The sequence below is a fragment of the Campylobacter massiliensis genome, assembly GCF_014253065.1.
Classification (GTDB): domain Bacteria; phylum Campylobacterota; class Campylobacteria; order Campylobacterales; family Campylobacteraceae; genus Campylobacter_A; species Campylobacter_A massiliensis.
Map to the genome: position 1 here is coordinate 253,720 of NZ_JACLZK010000002.1, position 17,303 is coordinate 271,022.

At 41.8% G+C, this 17,303-nt stretch carries 24 protein-coding genes; 16 read left to right on the forward strand and 8 right to left on the reverse strand.

Annotation, left to right across the window (positions count from 1 at the left end; all coding sequences use genetic code 11):
* Positions 1-112: 112 nt before the first annotated feature.
* The 3 genes from H7R39_RS07855 to H7R39_RS07865 all read right to left on the reverse strand — a co-directional run bounded on the left by H7R39_RS07855 (position 113) and on the right by H7R39_RS07865 (position 2,995).
* Positions 113-1,369, reverse strand: a complete 1,257-nt coding sequence (locus H7R39_RS07855) for a tyrosine-type recombinase/integrase (RefSeq protein WP_185898728.1) — start codon at positions 1,367-1,369, stop codon at positions 113-115.
* A gap of 376 nt (positions 1,370-1,745) precedes the next feature.
* Entirely contained in the window at positions 1,746-2,663 is a 918-nt protein-coding gene (locus tag H7R39_RS07860) for a phage late control D family protein (protein WP_185898729.1), read from the reverse strand.
* Positions 2,664-2,782: 119 nt separating this feature from the next.
* Positions 2,783-2,995, reverse strand: coding sequence for a helix-turn-helix domain-containing protein (locus H7R39_RS07865; RefSeq protein WP_185898730.1), 213 nt, complete (start codon positions 2,993-2,995; stop codon positions 2,783-2,785).
* 316 nt (positions 2,996-3,311) lie between these two features.
* On the opposite strand from H7R39_RS07865, the gene H7R39_RS11480 reads away from it, so the two are divergent.
* The 3 genes from H7R39_RS11480 to H7R39_RS07875 are packed head-to-tail and all read left to right on the forward strand — an operon-like array spanning position 3,312 to position 4,148.
* Positions 3,312-3,434 (forward strand): hypothetical protein, encoded by a 123-nt coding sequence (locus H7R39_RS11480; RefSeq protein ID WP_002944636.1) that lies wholly within the window; start codon positions 3,312-3,314, stop codon positions 3,432-3,434.
* The gene (locus H7R39_RS07870) at positions 3,422-3,949 is read left to right on the forward strand and encodes a Rha family transcriptional regulator (protein WP_002944714.1); all 528 of its coding nucleotides are present in this window, start codon (positions 3,422-3,424) and stop codon (positions 3,947-3,949) included. The genes H7R39_RS11480 and H7R39_RS07870 overlap by 13 nt, the downstream gene beginning before the upstream one ends.
* A gap of 10 nt (positions 3,950-3,959) precedes the next feature.
* Positions 3,960-4,148, forward strand: coding sequence for a hypothetical protein (locus H7R39_RS07875; RefSeq protein ID WP_002944652.1), 189 nt, complete (start codon positions 3,960-3,962; stop codon positions 4,146-4,148).
* On the opposite strand, the gene H7R39_RS07880 is transcribed toward H7R39_RS07875, so the two are convergent.
* The 3 genes from H7R39_RS07880 to H7R39_RS07890 form a co-directional block, all read right to left on the reverse strand.
* A complete protein-coding gene (locus tag H7R39_RS07880) occupies positions 4,129-4,332 on the reverse strand; it encodes a tail protein X (protein WP_185898731.1) in 204 nt (67 codons plus the stop codon). The two genes, H7R39_RS07875 and H7R39_RS07880, sit on opposite strands and share 20 nt — an antisense overlap.
* A complete protein-coding gene (locus H7R39_RS07885; RefSeq protein WP_185898732.1) occupies positions 4,329-4,670 on the reverse strand; it encodes a hypothetical protein in 342 nt (113 codons plus the stop codon). Before H7R39_RS07885 ends, H7R39_RS07880 begins: the two co-directional genes overlap by 4 nt.
* A gap of 233 nt (positions 4,671-4,903) precedes the next feature.
* Complete coding sequence (locus tag H7R39_RS07890) at positions 4,904-5,284, reverse strand: hypothetical protein (RefSeq protein ID WP_002944562.1); 381 nt, start codon at positions 5,282-5,284, stop codon at positions 4,904-4,906.
* A 600-nt stretch (positions 5,285-5,884) separates the two neighbouring features.
* Between H7R39_RS07890 and H7R39_RS07895 the strand changes: the two genes are divergently transcribed.
* The 3 genes from H7R39_RS07895 to H7R39_RS07905 all read left to right on the forward strand — a co-directional run bounded on the left by H7R39_RS07895 (position 5,885) and on the right by H7R39_RS07905 (position 8,513).
* Positions 5,885-7,585, forward strand: coding sequence for a phage terminase large subunit family protein (locus H7R39_RS07895; protein WP_185898733.1), 1,701 nt, complete (start codon positions 5,885-5,887; stop codon positions 7,583-7,585).
* A gap of 177 nt (positions 7,586-7,762) precedes the next feature.
* On the forward strand, positions 7,763-8,029 hold the full coding sequence (locus H7R39_RS07900; RefSeq protein WP_170020637.1) for a gag protein: 267 nt from the start codon (positions 7,763-7,765) through the stop codon (positions 8,027-8,029).
* A gap of 37 nt (positions 8,030-8,066) precedes the next feature.
* Positions 8,067-8,513 carry a hypothetical protein gene (locus H7R39_RS07905; RefSeq protein WP_185898734.1) on the forward strand — a complete coding sequence of 149 codons (447 nt, stop codon included), beginning with the start codon at positions 8,067-8,069 and terminating at the stop codon, positions 8,511-8,513.
* Positions 8,514-8,523: 10 nt separating this feature from the next.
* On the opposite strand, the gene H7R39_RS07910 is transcribed toward H7R39_RS07905, so the two are convergent.
* Both H7R39_RS07910 and H7R39_RS07915 read right to left on the reverse strand, forming a co-directional pair.
* Positions 8,524-8,883 carry a type II toxin-antitoxin system HicB family antitoxin gene (locus H7R39_RS07910; RefSeq protein WP_185898735.1) on the reverse strand — a complete coding sequence of 120 codons (360 nt, stop codon included), beginning with the start codon at positions 8,881-8,883 and terminating at the stop codon, positions 8,524-8,526.
* Between the two features lies 1 nt (position 8,884).
* Positions 8,885-9,109, reverse strand: coding sequence for a type II toxin-antitoxin system HicA family toxin (locus H7R39_RS07915; RefSeq protein WP_170020632.1), 225 nt, complete (start codon positions 9,107-9,109; stop codon positions 8,885-8,887).
* A gap of 452 nt (positions 9,110-9,561) precedes the next feature.
* Here H7R39_RS07915 and H7R39_RS07920 point away from each other — a divergent pair, with 452 nt between their 5' ends.
* The 10 genes from H7R39_RS07920 (at position 9,562) to H7R39_RS07965 (ending at position 17,303) form a co-directional block, all read left to right on the forward strand.
* Positions 9,562-10,983 (forward strand): phage portal protein, encoded by a 1,422-nt coding sequence (locus tag H7R39_RS07920; RefSeq protein ID WP_185898736.1) that lies wholly within the window; start codon positions 9,562-9,564, stop codon positions 10,981-10,983.
* Positions 10,976-12,721 carry a phage major capsid protein gene (locus H7R39_RS07925; protein WP_185898737.1) on the forward strand — a complete coding sequence of 582 codons (1,746 nt, stop codon included), beginning with the start codon at positions 10,976-10,978 and terminating at the stop codon, positions 12,719-12,721. Before H7R39_RS07920 ends, H7R39_RS07925 begins: the two co-directional genes overlap by 8 nt.
* Before the next feature lie 135 nt (positions 12,722-12,856).
* Positions 12,857-13,210 carry a hypothetical protein gene (locus H7R39_RS07930; protein ID WP_185898738.1) on the forward strand — a complete coding sequence of 118 codons (354 nt, stop codon included), beginning with the start codon at positions 12,857-12,859 and terminating at the stop codon, positions 13,208-13,210.
* A complete protein-coding gene (locus H7R39_RS07935) occupies positions 13,203-13,499 on the forward strand; it encodes a hypothetical protein (RefSeq protein ID WP_185898739.1) in 297 nt (98 codons plus the stop codon). The genes H7R39_RS07930 and H7R39_RS07935 overlap by 8 nt, the downstream gene beginning before the upstream one ends.
* A complete protein-coding gene (locus H7R39_RS07940) occupies positions 13,499-13,954 on the forward strand; it encodes a hypothetical protein (protein WP_185898740.1) in 456 nt (151 codons plus the stop codon). The genes H7R39_RS07935 and H7R39_RS07940 overlap by 1 nt, the downstream gene beginning before the upstream one ends.
* 1 nt (position 13,955) lies before the next feature.
* A complete protein-coding gene (locus tag H7R39_RS07945; protein ID WP_185898741.1) occupies positions 13,956-14,420 on the forward strand; it encodes a phage baseplate assembly protein V in 465 nt (154 codons plus the stop codon).
* Between the two features lie 104 nt (positions 14,421-14,524).
* Positions 14,525-14,815, forward strand: a complete 291-nt coding sequence (locus tag H7R39_RS07950) for a GPW/gp25 family protein (protein ID WP_185898742.1) — start codon at positions 14,525-14,527, stop codon at positions 14,813-14,815.
* Positions 14,812-15,855, forward strand: a complete 1,044-nt coding sequence (locus H7R39_RS07955) for a baseplate J/gp47 family protein (protein WP_185898743.1) — start codon at positions 14,812-14,814, stop codon at positions 15,853-15,855. Before H7R39_RS07950 ends, H7R39_RS07955 begins: the two co-directional genes overlap by 4 nt.
* Complete coding sequence (locus tag H7R39_RS07960) at positions 15,855-16,445, forward strand: phage tail protein (RefSeq protein ID WP_185898744.1); 591 nt, start codon at positions 15,855-15,857, stop codon at positions 16,443-16,445. The genes H7R39_RS07955 and H7R39_RS07960 overlap by 1 nt, the downstream gene beginning before the upstream one ends.
* Positions 16,446-16,472: 27 nt before the next feature.
* Positions 16,473-17,303: a phage tail protein gene (locus H7R39_RS07965; protein ID WP_002944601.1), complete on the forward strand. Its 831-nt coding sequence runs from the start codon at positions 16,473-16,475 to the stop codon at positions 17,301-17,303.

Below are 17,303 nucleotides of genomic sequence, written 5' to 3' on the forward strand. Positions count from 1 at the left end.
ATAGTCGCCATACAAAGCCCCGATTTTATAAGGATTTAAGCGACTTTTGGATATTATTGCATTGTATTTTTTATGTGAGGGGCAAGGCTCCAAAATCTGCCCCCCAAAACAATCAGTCATCATTACATTCAACCCCTAGCAAGACTTCTTTAAAATTAAACAACGAGAGTAGATAACGATCCCACCACTCCGCGAGCTCTCGCAGCATATCTTGAATCTCGATATCGTCATATCGCAAATCGGTATATGCAGCCTCTACGTCGTTCATGCTAGGAATATGGCTCATATACATTTCGATAATATAGTTTGGGATTCCATGATTTACCATCTGCTTCATAGCAAAGGTTTTAAAACTTCCTCGCAAGCCATGCTTCGTGATATTTGCCATCTTTTTTAATAAATAATTGATGACTTGGTCGGCAACGCCGTCAAAAACTAGCCCCTTACCGTTTGATTTTTCAAGCTTTTTCAAATATGTCAAAAGTTCAATCATAGTACCGCTTAGCGGAAGTATAAAATCTTGACGGCTTTTTTCGGTTTTTAATTCGCCCTTCATTCTTGACTTATCAAACTTTACGAGCTTTTTATCCCAATCGATATCCTCCCACCGTAACCCAAAAATATTCATACTACGCAAAGCAGTCTCAAGGCCAAAAAGAACTAAAATTCTTTTCTTTAGGCCTATTTTAAGCGTTAAACAAATATTTTCGAGAAATTTTTTCAAATCTTGCGGATTAACTATTTTTGGGTGATGTTCGGTATTTTTCTTGTTTGGTACCTCGTAATCGTTGTTGAATTTGTAGGTTTCAAGGACGTTTTCGGCGATCCAATTATTTTTTTTCGCAAATTTAAGGACGTTGTCGATGACATAAAAGAGCTTCACATTAGTTGCAGGAATATGCTCGCAGACGTTAAAAATTTGAAGTTTAAGATCGCTTACGGAAATATCGGAGATATCCATATCCGCGAGACTCGTGTTTAGGATATGTTTATTTGTTCGAACTTTATAACTATGGATAGTTTTGTCTTTAAACCTAAGCGGGTTTTTCTTTATAAACTCCGCCCAAACCTCTCTAAAGGTTCGAGCGTTTCGCGGTTCTTCCTCTTGGTTGACATAGCTAGCGCCTTTTTTAAACGCAGCTTCAAAGGTTATATACGGTATTTCCCCGATTTTCACGAACACGGCTTTTCCGTTTTGCGGAGAGTAAAAGCGAATAACTTTCTTGCCTTTTGGGGAGACTTCCAATTTAAATTTTGGATAGCCGGGGATTGAATAACGGACGGTGTAGTTTTTACCGCCCGTATCTTGCCTTAAAATCCACTCATCGACTTGTTTAAAAGTCATAATAGAGTTTTTTGTTTTTGCCATAGCAAACATCCTTAAAAAAAGATATAGGTTTTCGCCTATTCAGATTAATTATAAGATGTTGACTAGCTATACAAATCTATACAAAAATAACCGTAAAAAGAGGTATTTTCACCCAATGCGATAATTATCGGATTAGATGTATTGACATTACCTTTTTTATTTGTTATATGCGTCTATTAGGGAATTTCGTCAGGCTTTTTAAACTTGAGATTTCGGGATAAATGGTGCCCGAGGTCGGATTAATACGTAAGCATAAAAGCACTCAAAATACGCATTTATATTCTTAAGGTTTGCTTTACTCCGTTTTAACTCCGTAAAAAAATTTGGTCTAATTTTGATAAAATCGTGTATCGAACCGTAACAAAAATCATTAAATTTAAAAAAATTCTATGTCGCTAACCCATGTTTTATTTATGGTGTGTGTGATTTTTTTGATGATACCTCTTTTTTTTTTGCCTTCGATTTGCAAATTTAAATCCCCGCCTGCAAAAAACGGCACGCCCATACATCTTACATTGCCCTTAAAAACGCTATTTTGTTTGCCTTGTAGATAGCTTTTTGCGATTTTGAGCGCCTCGGCCTCGTTATCTGCTGAAAAAATCTGCCTTTTTAGCACCGGCGCTCCACTGCCGGCTATAGTTACTTTATCTTGCCCCGCCTTAGTATCTCGCCACGTAACCTCGCATGAGGCGTAATTGGGGATTTCGGTTTGCTCAAAATTTAGCTCCAAATACTCATCCTCGTTAAGGCTATATTCCACGCGATCCGCAACTTTGTCTCTGTCGATAAAAATCATCGTTTTGTTTTTGATACTAAAGGTTAAATCTAGGTCATTTGCTATCTTTTCGCAAAACGCGGCGTCGCTCATGTCGTGCTGCTCAAGCTCTACGACTTCGTTTGAACGATCAAAATTTATCTTAGTGTTTAGTCCGTGCTCTTTGGCGATATTTTCGATGATTTGCTTATAACTGAACTTGATGTGCGATCTGCTTTTGCGATCTTTTAATGAGCTCATAAAATTGGCCGAAATAGCCTCTATATCGTAAATTCTTTTATATTTTGTCTTAATGGTGGCAATAATGAAGTGCCCTAAAAAGAAGCCATCGATATAAATCTCGATGCTATCTTTAAAGCGCGGTGCGGGGCTGCCGTATCCTAGCGTAATATTAAGCTTGTCGGTGTCTTTGCCTTCATTGTCGGTTATACTTATGTTGATCCAGTCCATAGCTGAGGTTTTATCGACGCCGTTATAAAAAATTTGCACTTTGGGGCTTAAATAAACGGAGCTTGGCATAAAATATCCTTTGTTTTTGTGTATTTTAGGATATTTGAGAGATTAAAGCATACAAGCGCGGATTTACTGAGCCGAATTTTCGGCTCAGTGAGTAATTTATAACATATGGATAGAACTGTTTATTTTCTGTATTTTTCGATGAGGTTTAAAAGCTCGTCGAGGGTTTTGCCTTTTTCGTAATTTTCCAGCCAGCTATCGACCCAAGAAGGGACGGGCTTGCTTTTATCATTCCAATTACTCACTGAGCTATATGCAAGCCCAGTTATTTCGCAAAACTGCTGTCTAGTCAAATTTAACTTTTTTAATATATCGTCAAAACTCTTTTTGTCCATTTTTTATCCTTTTGTGTTGTAAATACTAGCTAATTTTACCTAAAAGGTAAATAAAAGAATAAAAAATTATCAAAAGAGTAAAAAAAGTATTGACAAAAACATCAAAAGAGTATATAATACACTCATATTTTTACTTAAAGAGTAAGAATAAATCCAAACGAAAGGAGGAAAAGATGAAAAAGCTAAGGTTGATCGCGACAATCTTGCAAATCGCCTTTTACGTAACGGCGATAGTCAAACTCTTTACGAGCTAGACCGGCCCCCGCGAGGGGGTTTTCATCTTTTCCGAGTTAGATTATATCATAAAGGAGCGGAAATGAGCATCGAGTTTATATTGATAGCCGTTTTGGCGGCTTGGGTAGGCGTGGACGAGCGGCGAATAACTCGCCTAGAAAAAGAGGTCGAAGATCTAAGAAAGGACGAAAAATGCAAACGATGATAATAAATAACTGCGAGGTGGAGCTTTTGGCCGTCAGGAGTAAAATTTTCACGACTTCGCTTCAGATAGCCGAGGTTTTCGAGAAAAGGCACGATAATGTTTTGGCTAAAATCAGCGAGCTTCCGTCTGATGAATTTACTCGCCTTAATTTTAAGGTGAGTGAGTATGTCGATAGCACGGGGCGCAAACTGCCGATGTATAAGATCACTAAAGACGGCTTTGCTTTGCTCGTAATGGGATTTACGGGCGAGAGGGCGTATAAGTGGAAAATCGAATACATCAAGGCCTTTAATCTTATGCAAGAGGAGCTTCTAAAGAGGTCGCGCCGCAAAAGCGAGAGCGGGCAAAGAGCGAAAATAGCGGCCAAAAACCGCAAAATCGCCCTGTTAAAGCGTCAAATGGCGGGTAAAAGCTATGTGAGCGAGCCGCAAAAAGAAAAGATAATAAACGCGCTAAATCTCGTCAAGCAAGCCAATGCCGCGATGATAGACGCGATAGCGGAATACGTGAAATAAAGGCGCAAAGATGCGAGAGAGCCCGCAAGTAGTAGCTATCGGAAGCGACAACATCGCGATATACGGAAGCAACAACGTGATAAACGTCTATATCGTGAAAAGCGAAAAAGAGGCTAAGAAACTCGCGGGCAAAAACGAAACGCTGATATACGCTAAACCAAGAAGCGGGAGCAAACGCGCTAATCCCATAGATACGTAACCTTTACTGCGGCTTTGACTTCGATGTCGGGTAAATTTACTACGTCGCCGCCCGATAGTTTTTCTTTGCCCAAAAGATGCTCGTTTGCTCTCAAAAACTGTGAATAAACGCTGTTGTTTAGGCTATTGTAGTGCTTGAAACAAACCATGTCCAGCGTGTCGCCGTCTTTGGCTAGATATTTCATTTTTCTAACTCCTGATTAAAGATTTCTTGGGCTTTATTGAGGATAACGTCTATATCCTTTTGCGTAAAATCGACTATAGCGGCGTTCATGTGCGTTATGGTGGTATAAGGTCTGGGTGCGCTATACTTGACGCCGTTTTTTGTTTTATAGCTTGAGACGATGCCTTCTTCTGATGCGGTTTTTGTGATGAAGCCCGGTATTTTATAGGGTTTATGCGAAATAAAAAAATCTTTTTTATTTGTTTTATTTTTCTGAATTTTATAGTGCTTGAGTGTTATGACTATCCCGTGTCTTGGCATTATTCTTGCGCTACCGTTGCTACCCGATTCGTATTTCAAATCTCTAATGGATATTTTTTCGTTGAACGTTTTTATTTTTATTTTTAAATCGTTTAGTCTTGCTCGATACGGCTTTAGCCTTTTAGATAGTAGTTTTTTGTCTATATTTAGGCGTTTACATAGGTGGCTATGTTGCTCTTTCTTTGCACGCGTTAAAGTTCTATTCATGGCGTTAATAACGTCGCGTTCTAGTCGTAAAAGGACTTGATGATTGCGATTAGAGCTCATTGCGCCTAGTTTGCCCTTCCTATCAAATATCCCGAAATTTGCAGCTTTTTTGTGTAGTAGGTTACGCCGTTTAGCTGAGTTTTAACGAAATTTGCGACGGTTTGGGTGAGCTTGGTGATAAAGATCCTCCTATCGTCGGCGAGATCAAAAGTCGAAATGTCAAGCGGCTTACCGAGCTTAACGAGCTCCTCAAAGCCGGCAAACTCCGCCATATCCTCAAGTAATATCACGGCCTCAAAACTGACCTCGTCCTCGTATCCGCCCAGGTGGGTATAAACGGGCTTTGTGATGGTGTTTTGCTTGTCAAAGTTTATGCTAGTGGTTTTTGATATGCTTAAAATATTGTGCTTTACTTCAAAAATATAACGATCGATGACGATTAACATTTATTACCTTTTTTGTGTGGAGTGTATCAAATCAGGCGGCTAAATTTATACACGTGGCAGCGCGCGAGGTAGCTTAATTTCCGATAAATTCCCGATATACACTCGCTTAAAGTCCGCTTAACTCGCGGGTTATTGATTTGCTTAAAGTCCGCTTAACTATACGGATACAAAAAACGCCTATAACGGCGACGTGGGCGATGCGTGAGCGGTTTATTTTAAAACGTTAGCGTGCAATCCAACTAAAAACGTAACGTGCAAGCCTCTCTTAATAGCGGTGCAAATAAGCTCAAATAAACTTAGGTTCTTCTGGGGGAATATTTCTACTGCGGGGGGCTCACGCGCGAAAAGTTGAGAGACATAATAAAACTTAAGGGGGTTCGTTTTCGTTTTTAAGGGCTTTTTATTAATAAATTTAAACAAAAAAAGAGATAAAAACTTAAAAAGTATAATTTTTATATAAAAAAGTATAGAAATATTCTCAAAAGCCGCATTTTAGGGGCTTTTAATTTGAATTTTTATCTAAAAAATGCTAAAATAAAGACATTAACAGAGCCACTGACTACAAACCAACTTTTATAAAATCATAAAATCAAAAATGTAATGGGTAAAATTATAGATATTTTCGCAAATGCGATTTTTATCAAACCGAGGCTAAATTTAACGCAGTGGGCTGAGAAGTTTAGAATTCTAAGCCGTGAGAGTTCAAGCAACTACGGAAGGTTTAAAGCGTTTTCGTATCAAGTTGAGCCGATGAATGAAATTTCAAACCCTAAGCGCCGCAAAATAGTTCTGCTTTGGGGATCGCAAGTAGGGAAAAGCGAAACGATCAATAACGCTATCGGCTATTTTATCCATCAAGAGCCCAGCACCATTTTATTTTTGCTCCCAAACGATACGGACGCCGAGGATTATTCAAAACGCCGTTTAGCTCCGATGTTTCGAGATTGCGGGGTTTTAGACGAGCTCATAAACTCAAACGACGCAAACAATACGATCCTGATCAAAAATTTTAAAGGCGGCAACCTTGCGCTGGTAGGATCAAACAGCCCGAGCAAGCTCGCCAGTAAGCCGATTAAGATTTTGCTAGTGGATGAGGCCGACCGATGCGAGCCTACCAAAGAGGGCGATAGTATTGAGCTAGCCGAAAAACGCACAAAAACATTTTTTGACCGCAAAATCATTATAAGCTCGACGCCGACGGTCAAAGGTAGCTCAACGATAGAGGGCGAATACGAGCTCAGCGATCAGCGCAAATTTTATATCAAATGCCCGGAGTGCGGTTTTGCTCAAACGATGAAGTTTGAGTTTTTAGCATGGGATAAGGACGAGAGCGACGCGCCGATCTTTGAGAGCGCGCGTTATCAGTGCTGCGAATGCGGCGCGCTTTTAACCGAGCAGCAAAAAAACGAGGCGGTAAAGGGCGGCGAGTGGATCGCCGGCAATCCGCGCTCGGACGTCGCAGGATTTTTCCTTAATGCGCTTTATAGCCCTTTTTACACGATGGAGGACGTCGTCAAGGATTGGTATCGTTCAAAAGACAACCACCTTAAGCTTCAAACCTTTATCAATACTATTAAATGCGAGAGCTTCGAGCCACCGGCGATCAAGATTGACGAAAACGAATTTTTAAATAGAATTGAGAGCTATAACGATCAAAGCCTACCGGCTGAGGTTAAATTTATCACGGCCGGCGTGGATATTCAAGACAATCGCACAGAGATAAACTTCATCGGCTGGGGTAGAGGGCTGGAGGCGTATTGTATCGAGCACGTTCAAATTTGGGGCAATACCGACCAGGATAAAGTTTGGGCGGATACATATAAATATCTTTGTAAGAAATTTAAAAAAGAAGACGGCAGGAGTCTTGTTATTTCGCTTGCCCTGATCGATAGCGGCTTTAATACCGAGCGAGTTTATCGCCTGGTTAGTTTAAATAAAAACTTCATTGCCACAAAAGGACTTAGCGAGCAAAGCGGCAAAGCTGCATTTTTAAATAAGATCAAAATCATCCAAAAGGGCGTTAAATTTATGCCCATGGGCACTTATGCGGGCAAAAACGAGCTTTACCGCCTACTTCGCATTAACAAGAAGGGATCAGGGTATTTTCATTTTAGCGAAAGCTACAAAGAGGAGTTTTTTAAACAGCTCACGGCCGAAAAAATAGAAAAAACCAAAGACAAAAACGGGTATTCTAAACTAAGATGGGTAAAAACTCGCGAGCGAAACGAGGCGCTAGACATCACGCTTTTGGCTTACGCGGGCGCAAAAATGCTAAATTTGGCGTTAAAGGGCAAAAGATGAAAATAGAAAAATTTACGCCGAAAACCAAAGAGCAACACGGGAACCCGCGCAACCAAGGAGTAAACGGTGATTTACAAACAATACGGCGCGGCTGGCATGCCGCGATGTGCTTTAGTGCGGGTGCAGGGCGCCAAGCCTTGCCCGCAGCAGGGGCTTTGCCTCTGCGAGGAGTAAAAGATGATAAAAATTCATGACAATCTAAAAATCAAAAAAACGCGATACGATTTTACGATCAGCATCGACAACGCATCTACTTTTGAGCTACTTTGCGAAGCTTATGAGATGAAAAAGAGTGACATGATAGATCTCATCATAGAGAATTTTGCCAAAGGCAACCTCAAACTAAAGCACCACATTCAAAGCATCGCCGAACAAAAACGCGCCCTAAAAGCAAAATGCGAAAGCGAACTATCGCTTTTTACAAAATCGGAAGATGCATGCTAATGACATTTATGTCGCTACCATGCGCTAAGGAGTTAAAATGGACGTGACGACTAAAGAGCTAAGCGATATTTTATCTCTCACGCAGCGCCGTATCCAAGACTTAGAAAACGAGGGCGTGATAACCAAGATCGGGCGCAACAAATGGGATCTAAAAGAGTGCGTCCAAAGCTATATCGAGTATAAAATAGCAAACGCTACGAGCACATACGGGCTAACCGAAGCTAGAGCGCAGAAGGAATTTGCCGACGCCGAGATAAAAAAGCTAATTTTGGCCGAAAAAAAAGGCGAAGTAGTGCCTATTTTCAAGCTTGAAAAAGATCTCAGCGATATAGCCTCGACGCTATCAAATAGGCTTTATAACCTCCCCAATAAAATAAAAATGCGCGTAAATTTGAGCGACGAAACACAAAGCGCGCTAAACTACGAAATAGAAGAAACGCTAAAAGAGCTCAAAGAGTCTAAAATTTACAAACAATACGTTTAAAAAGTTAAATTTAAAGCCCTGCTAGCTTTAAATTCGCCGCATCGGTTAGAAATTTAGAGCGATTTGAGCTTACTTTGTCGATCGCCTCAAGCAGCGATTTAGGCAAATTTACGTTTACGCGCACGCGCTTTTCCTCGCTTATCGGTTCTGGGATCATCGCACCGCTTTCGATCAAAGTTTCTAAGGCAGCCCTAAATGCTACGTCAAGCTCATCCAGGGCTTCATTTTTACTCTCTCCGTCACCGTAAAAAAATGCTACGCCGTTAAATTCGGGCATAAACGCGCCCCATCCCCCGCCTTCGCTTTGTGGGATTTTTTTTAACTCTATTTTATACGGTAAATTTAAGTAATAATCTAGATCTTTTTTCATTTTACTCTCCTTTAGTAGCTTTCAAAACCGCTTTTACGTAGAAAATTTTCATAGGCTTGTGATACGGTAGCGTGATCAGCAGCTTGCCGTTTGAAAAACTATGATGGGATCCTTTGATGCTTTTTAACTCAAATCCGCTATCTAGCAAAAGTTTTTCTAGTATCTCAAATCTTACGTTTGTCGGATTATTTTCAAGCTCTTTTAATAATTTATCTTTTTTGCTCATTTTTTAAACCTTATATTGTGTATTATACACAAGTATTATTAAAAATCCCTTGTATAAACCAAAAAGCCACTTTGATAATATGGCGCTTATGCAAAATCAGCAACGCGACCCGAGCAGAGCGAGGGGGGGGATTTCTAGCGCGTAGCGAAGCGTAGCCGGAAAACGCCCAGCCGTGTTTTAAGTGCTTTTGGCTCGCCGGACTTTGCAACCAACAAGGAGCACGCCATAAAACCGAGAGAGAAAATCGTAAAAATAAACGAAGCAATCGACGCGGTCATATTAAATTTAAGCAACGGCGTCGAAATCAAAGAATACGAAATCGACAACGTCAGAATAGTAAAGCGCTCGCCTCTTGAGCTAATAGACGAGTTAAGGCGCATAAAGTTGCTTTTAATAAAAGATATGAGAGCAAGCAAAACAAACGTTAAATACGTTTTTAGTGGTAAATATTGATGAAATTTTTTAACCTTTTTTCTAAAAAGCAACCCAAAGGCAAGAGCGGATTTTTTAAGCCCAAGGCTAAGGTGCAGATGTTTAGATACCCTAGCATCGAAGCCCCCGAGATCAACCAAGGCGAGCTTAGCCGGCTAGTTAGAAATATCGAACCTGATCGCGCTAATAAAATTTTACGCCATCAAGCGCGCAGTATAAGCACTGCCGTAAGTCTTGCTAGCGGTTTTTTCGACATGATAGATAGCGAGGTTTTGGGCGAGCAGGGATTTATCCTCGACATCGCAACCAAAAATAAAGATCTAAACACCAAAATTCAAAACGCGTTTTGGAGATGGCAGGAGGATTGCTGCATTTACGGCGTTTATGATTTTGAGGACTACGAAGAGCTAACGCTAAACGCGCTTTACAGAGACGGCGAGGCGTTTATTAGGCTCGTGCGGGGCGAAACGCTCAAAATGGAGCTAATAAGCGCCGAGAGTATCGACAGCGACTACACCGACGAGAGTAAATTTATATTTTACGGCATAGAAAAACAGAGCAAATTTAGCCTTACGCCGGTGAGGTATTTCGTAAAAAGAGACCATAACGAGCGCATCGGCATCGAAGCAAAAGACGTAATCCACATAAGAAAACCAATGATTGCCGAGCAAACGCGCGGTAACTCAAAGCTAGCCACGGCGATTTTTGACATACACCAAAAAGACAAATTTAAAAAAGCCGAGCTAAACCGAGCGCGCCTTGCTAGCGAGATGACGGGATTCTACACGCAAAAAGACGAGGGCGGTATAGGCGGGATCGCTCCGGAGTTTGACGAAGAAACGGGCGAGCTAACGAATGAGAGCGCCAAAATCGACCTGCCCGAAAACGTGGAAACTGGCACGATGAGGTATTTGGACGCGGGCATCGAGCCTAAATTTATCGATCCGCACAATCCGACCAATATCGAGTTTTTTCTAAAAAGCACCAACCAAGAAGTGGCGCGATCGCTTGGCATCAGCTACGCCACGCTTACGGGCGATTTGCGCGAGGTAAATTATAGCTCGATCCGTCAAGGCACGACGAGCGAGCGAAGGGGTTTTAAGCGCGTGCAAAATTTCCTCCGCCGCAAAATGCACAACGCCATTTTTAAAGAGTGGCTAAAAATAGAGCTTTTGATGAACAGAATATCGCCCAAAGAATACGGCGAAATTTTAGATCATTTTAGTTTTAAGCCCCAGGGCTGGGAATATATCGATCCAAATAAAGAAGTGAGCGCTAACGCTAAAGCGATCGAGTGCGGATTTAAAACGCGCATCGAGGTTTTGAGAGAAAAAGGGATCGAATACGACACATATCTCGACGAGCTGGAAAAAGAGAAGCAAATCGTGCAAAAACTGCAAGAAATAGAAAAAATCAGGAAAGGAAATAGCGGCCGTGAATGAGAATATTTTAAAAGACGCACGCAATTTTAGCGTAAATTTGGGCAAAGACGCAGCGTTTGACGATGAAGCAAAAACCATTAGCTTTATCGCGCTCTCAAAAAACAATCTGCATAAAAGAGTTAGCTTTTGGGGCGACGAATATTATCTGAGCGTAGATACTAGCAGGGTTAAATTTAACGCCAAAACGCTTTATTTAGACCATGACCCCACGTTTGCAAATGCGATCGGCGCGATAATCGAGACTAAATTTGAAAACGGAGACTTTAAAGCCAAGGTTAAATTTAGCGATGAGGTAGCCAGCTCAAAAGAAGCTTACGCTAAATATAAAGCCGGCCTTAGCGACAGCGTGAGCGTTGGATTTGGAAACTACAAGGTGAAAGAAATGGACAAAATAGAAGGAGTAGAGCATTACCAAATTTATGAGGGCGAGATAACGGAGCTCTCAGCCGTTTGGCAAGGAGCCGACCCTAATGCAAAAATATCAAAATTTAATCAACCAAAAGGAGAGAAAATGCCAATGAACGAACAAACAGCGCCGCAGGATGGCGCGACCAAACTAGCCGCAACGCCAAGTGCCGACGAGCTTGCTAAACTAAACGAGCAAGTAAGATCAAGCGAGGAGACTAGGGCAAACATTATCGAGTTAGCCCGCATCCTAGGACGCGAAAAAGAGGCGCTCGCCGCCATAAGCGCGGGGAAAAGTTATGCCGAATTTAGCAGGGAAATGGCAGAGCTGAACGCAAAAAGCGAGATAAAAACCGTAAATATAATCTCAAAAAGAGATAATAGCGCGTGCTTTAGCCTTGCAAACGTCATCAAATCAGCCGTAGATAGAAACGTCGATTTGTCGCGCGAAATGGAACACCCGGGCAAAGAGATCGGGCGTTTTGCATTGCCGGACGAGTTTATTGCAAATTTTGCCGACGGCGTGACCAGCACGACGACGGCAGCCGACGCGGTAAATAGAGAATATCGCGGCGATTTGCTCATCGAGCAACTAAAGCAAGACAGCAAACTACTAAATTTTTGCACGTGGCTACCGAATTTAAGCGCAAATTTGACTATCCCGCGCGATACGTCTAGCATTACCGCCGACTTCGTCGAGGAGGGCAAAAGACGCGCCGCCGAAAATCTAACCTTTGATAGCATCGCTTTAAGCCCGCATACACTAAACGCAAATATCGTCATCACTAGAACGATGCTAAATATGAGCGCATTCGAGCTTGAAAGCTTTGCGTTTAAAAAGCTAAAAGACGCGATCCGCAAAAAGATAGAGCAAACACTGCTTTACGGCAACGGAGTCGTAAAAGGGCTATTTGCCACAAGCGGAGTGCCGACCGTCGCAGGATATATGACTGCGCCTACTTTGGAGCTTACTTTGGCCTTTGGGGACAAGCTAGACGCGGCGGGGCTTGATACGGAGCACTCGAAGTTTTTTATCAACGGAACGGACATCAGCAAGCTAAGAAGCACCAAGCGAGGCAACAGCACCGAGCGGATGTTAATCGACGTTGGAGATAACGACCTTCAAGGATACGCCTACTACAAAAACAACAACCTAAAAGCGGGCGACGTGATCTTTGGAAATTTTGAGGACATTTGGATCGGAGCATTCGGCGCGCTCGAAATTTTGCCGCTAATGCAAGAGGGCGGAAACGTCTTGCTTCAGGCATTTTACGACATCGACGCTAAACTAGCGCGCGAGAAGAGCTTTGCAATCTCAAAAACGTCATCTTAATTTCGCAGGCGAGCTAAGCCCGCCTTTGCGACCAAAGAGCTACGCCCTTTGGAAACCCCTAAAGCACACCGCGGCGTGTCAGCCGCGCCGCACTAAAAACTAAGAGCCGAATTTCGGCTTGAATAAGGAGTGAAAATGAGTAAATTTATAGTTTTATACGCCACGCTAATCGGCGTTGATTTTTGTAACGAGGGCGATATTATCGAGTTACCCGAGGGAACGGATAGAAATTTTATCGCACGCATGCAAACAATCGGGGCGATCGCGCCTTACAACGGCAAAAAGGCCGTAACGGCAAAAAATGATAAGAACAAAGACGAGGATGGCGACAAAACCAAAAAAGACGGCGAAAAAGAGGATAAAAAAATAGCATCCCAATCCGACAAAGAAAAGGACAAAGACGCTAAAAAAGACGATAAAAAACCGCCCGAGGACGACAAGGACGCTAATGCCAAAGGTTTTGACGAAAACGGCAATATAAATGATTAATTTAGATATGGTGAGAAACGACGTCAAGGGCATCTTAAATCAAAACTTTAGTATAAATTTGAGATGCATAAGAACGGATAAGCTCATCAAATGCCATTTTAATGCAAACTCTAAGATCATTTACGAAAACGGGGCGGTAGGCACGGAGATAACCGCCCTAATCACGCTTGAAGACGCGAAAAATATAAGGCTTAAAGATGAGGTCGAGATCCTGGGGGATAAATACGAAATCACCAAAAGCGTGATCGAAAGCCAAGTGCTAAAAAGACTATTTTTGAGAGAAATTTGATGTCAAAAAAATATTTTATAGAAGAGCTACAAGTTCCTATCGAGAGCAACACGCCTCCGCCACCTCAAAATATCCGGGCGCAAATCGTAGACGCGTTAAAAAAGCATTTAGAGACCCTAAATTTTAACGTTGAGGTTTTTGAAATTTACGTATTTGACAAAGACAATCTGCCGTTAATCATCATAAAAGACACCGACGACGCGGTAGAGGCCGTAAGCTTTGAGCGGATCAAACACGAGCTAAGCGTGAGTATAAATTTGATCGCTTCGTCGTATAGCAAAAACGACGAGCTACTTTTAAAAGTGCTAGATAGACTAAAGAGTTTTGAAGGTAAATTTAATTTTATGGAGCTTAACGCCGTCAATCGCTCAAATATCGAGGTTTTGGATAAAGACTACGTTATGACCGAGCTAAGGCTAAGTTTCGTTTATCATACGCAGCTTTGGAGCGTTTGAAATGCAATTTATCGGCACGATCTGTGAAGTGAGCGAAAATAAAAGCTTGGTAAGAGTCGAATACCTAGGCACAAAAACAAAGCTCATCCCCTACGTTCAAAGCGCAAACTCATTCAAACGCGCGTTTTCGCCACCGAGAGTCGGAGAGCAGGCGATCGTCCATCAACTAAGAGACGGCGGATTCAAATATGCCGTGGGCGCGATCTTTAGCCAAGGATGCCGCGAACCCGAGGGAAGCTCACAAACTAAAGAGATAACGCAATATGAAGACGGCACGATAATCAGCTATGACACGTCAAGCTCTACTCTTGAAATTTTATCTCCAAAGTTAATCAACATCGTCGCAAATCGCATCGCGATAAAAGCTAACGTGAATATCGTCGGGAATTTAGATGTCCAGGGCAACATTCACGCCACCGGAACAATCATCGACGACGGCGGAAATACGCCGCATCACTCGCACTAAAATCCCCTTGTATAAATTCTAGCCCGATTTTTATATTATGTCCTCGTTAAAGCCGTAAGGCGGCGTTTTGTCCTTTTTGCCGCCTTATTTTTCTAGGATGAACGATGTATCAAATAAACGAATTTGAAAGTATTAGGCGCATTTGCAAAACTTCAAAACTCACAAAAACCCTGCGCCCGACGTTTGGACTAGATAGATATATCGACAAAAAGATGACGCTAAGCGAGCTTTTGGCTCTAAAACGCGATTTAAAATCTCAAATTTTAACCTTTGAGCCACGCGTGGAAAATTTAAAAATCGAGCTAACGCCGCGAGCTGATAATATTTTGGATATCAGGATCGGCTATACGGCTAAGGGCGAATTTGAAGAAAACGAAGTGAGGTTAAGTTTATGAAACCTTTAAGAGTGCCGCAGTTTATCAAGCCTCTAGACATTGAAAAAGAGCGAACTAGCATAGTCGAGGAGTTTAAACAAAAGAGCGGCAAACTAGACTATATCCCGCTAGTAGGCGATGATTATATGACGCTCATCGACATATTTTTATATCGGCTTAATAACTTTTTTGAGCTGATTAACGTCAAGGTGGCGAATAACTATTTAAATTTTAGCACTGGTGAATATCTTGATGAGCTAGTGGCGTTAATTGGCATAAAACGAAATGAGGAAGTAAGGCCGATCGCCGAACTTGAAATAAGTGTAAATTCGGCTACTTTTCTGCCCAAAGGTAGCAAATTTACTGACGGAAAGGGGCATTTTGCATTTTTGCTCGAGGATGCAAACATCGCAGACGAAGCAACGGTTAAGATTGAAGCGGGCGGGTATTTTAAGGAAAACTACGAAACGACGACACTAGAGATCCCGAATATCTACATCAAAACAATTAAAATGACAAAACCCTTTAGCGGTTTTAAAGCGCGAGAAAACGATGATGAGCTGAGAAATAGATTTTTACTTGCCTTACATCGTTTTAGCACCGCGGGAAGCCAAAAAAGCTATCTTTTTTACATATTAAGCATCGAGGGCATCACAAAGGCTAACGTTTATCATTTGAGCCCGGGCGTCGTGCAGATCGTGTATTTTTCGAGATATGAAAAAAATATCGCCGAGTCAAAAATCACTGAAGCGCTGAAAGATAGAGTGCCTCTCACCGACAACGTCCTGATGAAAGAAGCGACGCAGATCAAATTTGATCTCGTTATCGAAGTGCGACTAAAACAAGATTATATGTTTGCTGAGGTGCTTAAAAACGCCGACGAGAAGCTGAGAGAATATTTTGCGAATATAGGCATCGGATTTACTCCGCATTTTTCGCAACTCATCGAGATAGCGTTTGACGAAAATACTCGCGCCGTAGAAATCAAAACGCCGATCCCAAACTCAAACCGCGACAGTCTCATAATCCTAAACAGCTTACAAATTTTGAAGGCGGATTAATGATTGACCTAAGAACCTATGACGATACCTTGTTTCGAGTCGATGAGGTGATGGGCGAGAAAATGCGCGAATGGCTTAAATTCGACAAACGCTTTTTTTACGAGCAAGACGATTTTAATCGCGCTTTTTTGGCGCAGACTTTTGACGTCGAGCCATCGTCTCAGAGCCTAGAGGAAACAAAAGAGCTTTTAAACGAACCTTTAAAAACTTATTTTTTCGAAGGAACGTTTTTTACTCTTCAAAAAGCGCTAAAGTCGTTTTACGAAGATATAACGTTAAAACAGTGGCAAGACTACGGCGGCAAGCCTTACCATTTTAAGCTTAAGATGACGGCCGGCAAAGAAAACCTAAGCAAAGAAAAATTTAGAAAACTCGACGATTTGATAGAGAACTATAAAAACGTCCGATCCACCTTGGGTGGTTTTGAAATCAATTTAAAAATAAAAGCGGATGAAATTTATAAAGGTGCGGCGGTAGACGGCGAATTTGTCCGCGTCGTGCCCGAAATCATAACGAACGTAAAAACTGACGTAGGAGTGTATTATGGAGTCATCACGCACGAACTCGAGACTTTGGAGGTCGGAATATGAATAAAAATAACCGAAAAAGGAGCGACGATGTCATTTAAAACGTTACTTACTAATAAAGGCGCCGAGCTTATCGTTTTGTCTAAAGCTAACAAGCGCCCTATCAAGCTTACTCATTTAGCCGTAGGAGACGGTGAAGGCGAGCCGAGCAGAGATCAAACGTCGTTAAAAAACGAGAAATTTCGCGTCGGCGTATCTGCGATCTTGCAAGATCCGAAAAATGCCAACTATCTGATAGTGGAAGCCGTTATACCGCCTAGCGAAGGTGGCTTTTACGTAAAAGAGGCTGGAATTTTTACGGATGAAAACGATCTTTTCGCCGTGGCCTCTATGCCTCATACGTATAAACCGAATTTAGACGAGGGGAGCGCCAAAGAGCTTAAAATTCGCTTCGTGATCGAGGTAAGCAGTAGCGAGCATATCACGCTTACGGTCAATAACGACATCTCAAGCGTGAGTCGCGAATTTGTGGTATTCGAGCTTAGCAAGAAAGCCGACAAGATAGACACTTACACCAAAACGCAGTGCAATGAAAAATTTGCGGGTAAATACGTAGAAACCGATAAAGCCGATAAGAAAGATACCTACACGAAAAAAGAAGTCGATGCTCTGATCCCCCAAATACCCAATCAGATCGACGCCTACACGAAAACAAAAACAAACGAGCTTTTAGAACTAAAAGCGGACAAAAATAAAACGTATAACAAGCAAGAAGTAGATGAGATGCTCGCCAAAAAATACGATAAAAGCAGAGTTTATAACAAAAACGAAATAGACGAGATGCTAAGAGGACTTGGCGGCGGAAATAGTTTAAATTTAACTAACGATAGCGCATTTTTAGACGCTTTGATTTTCGGATAA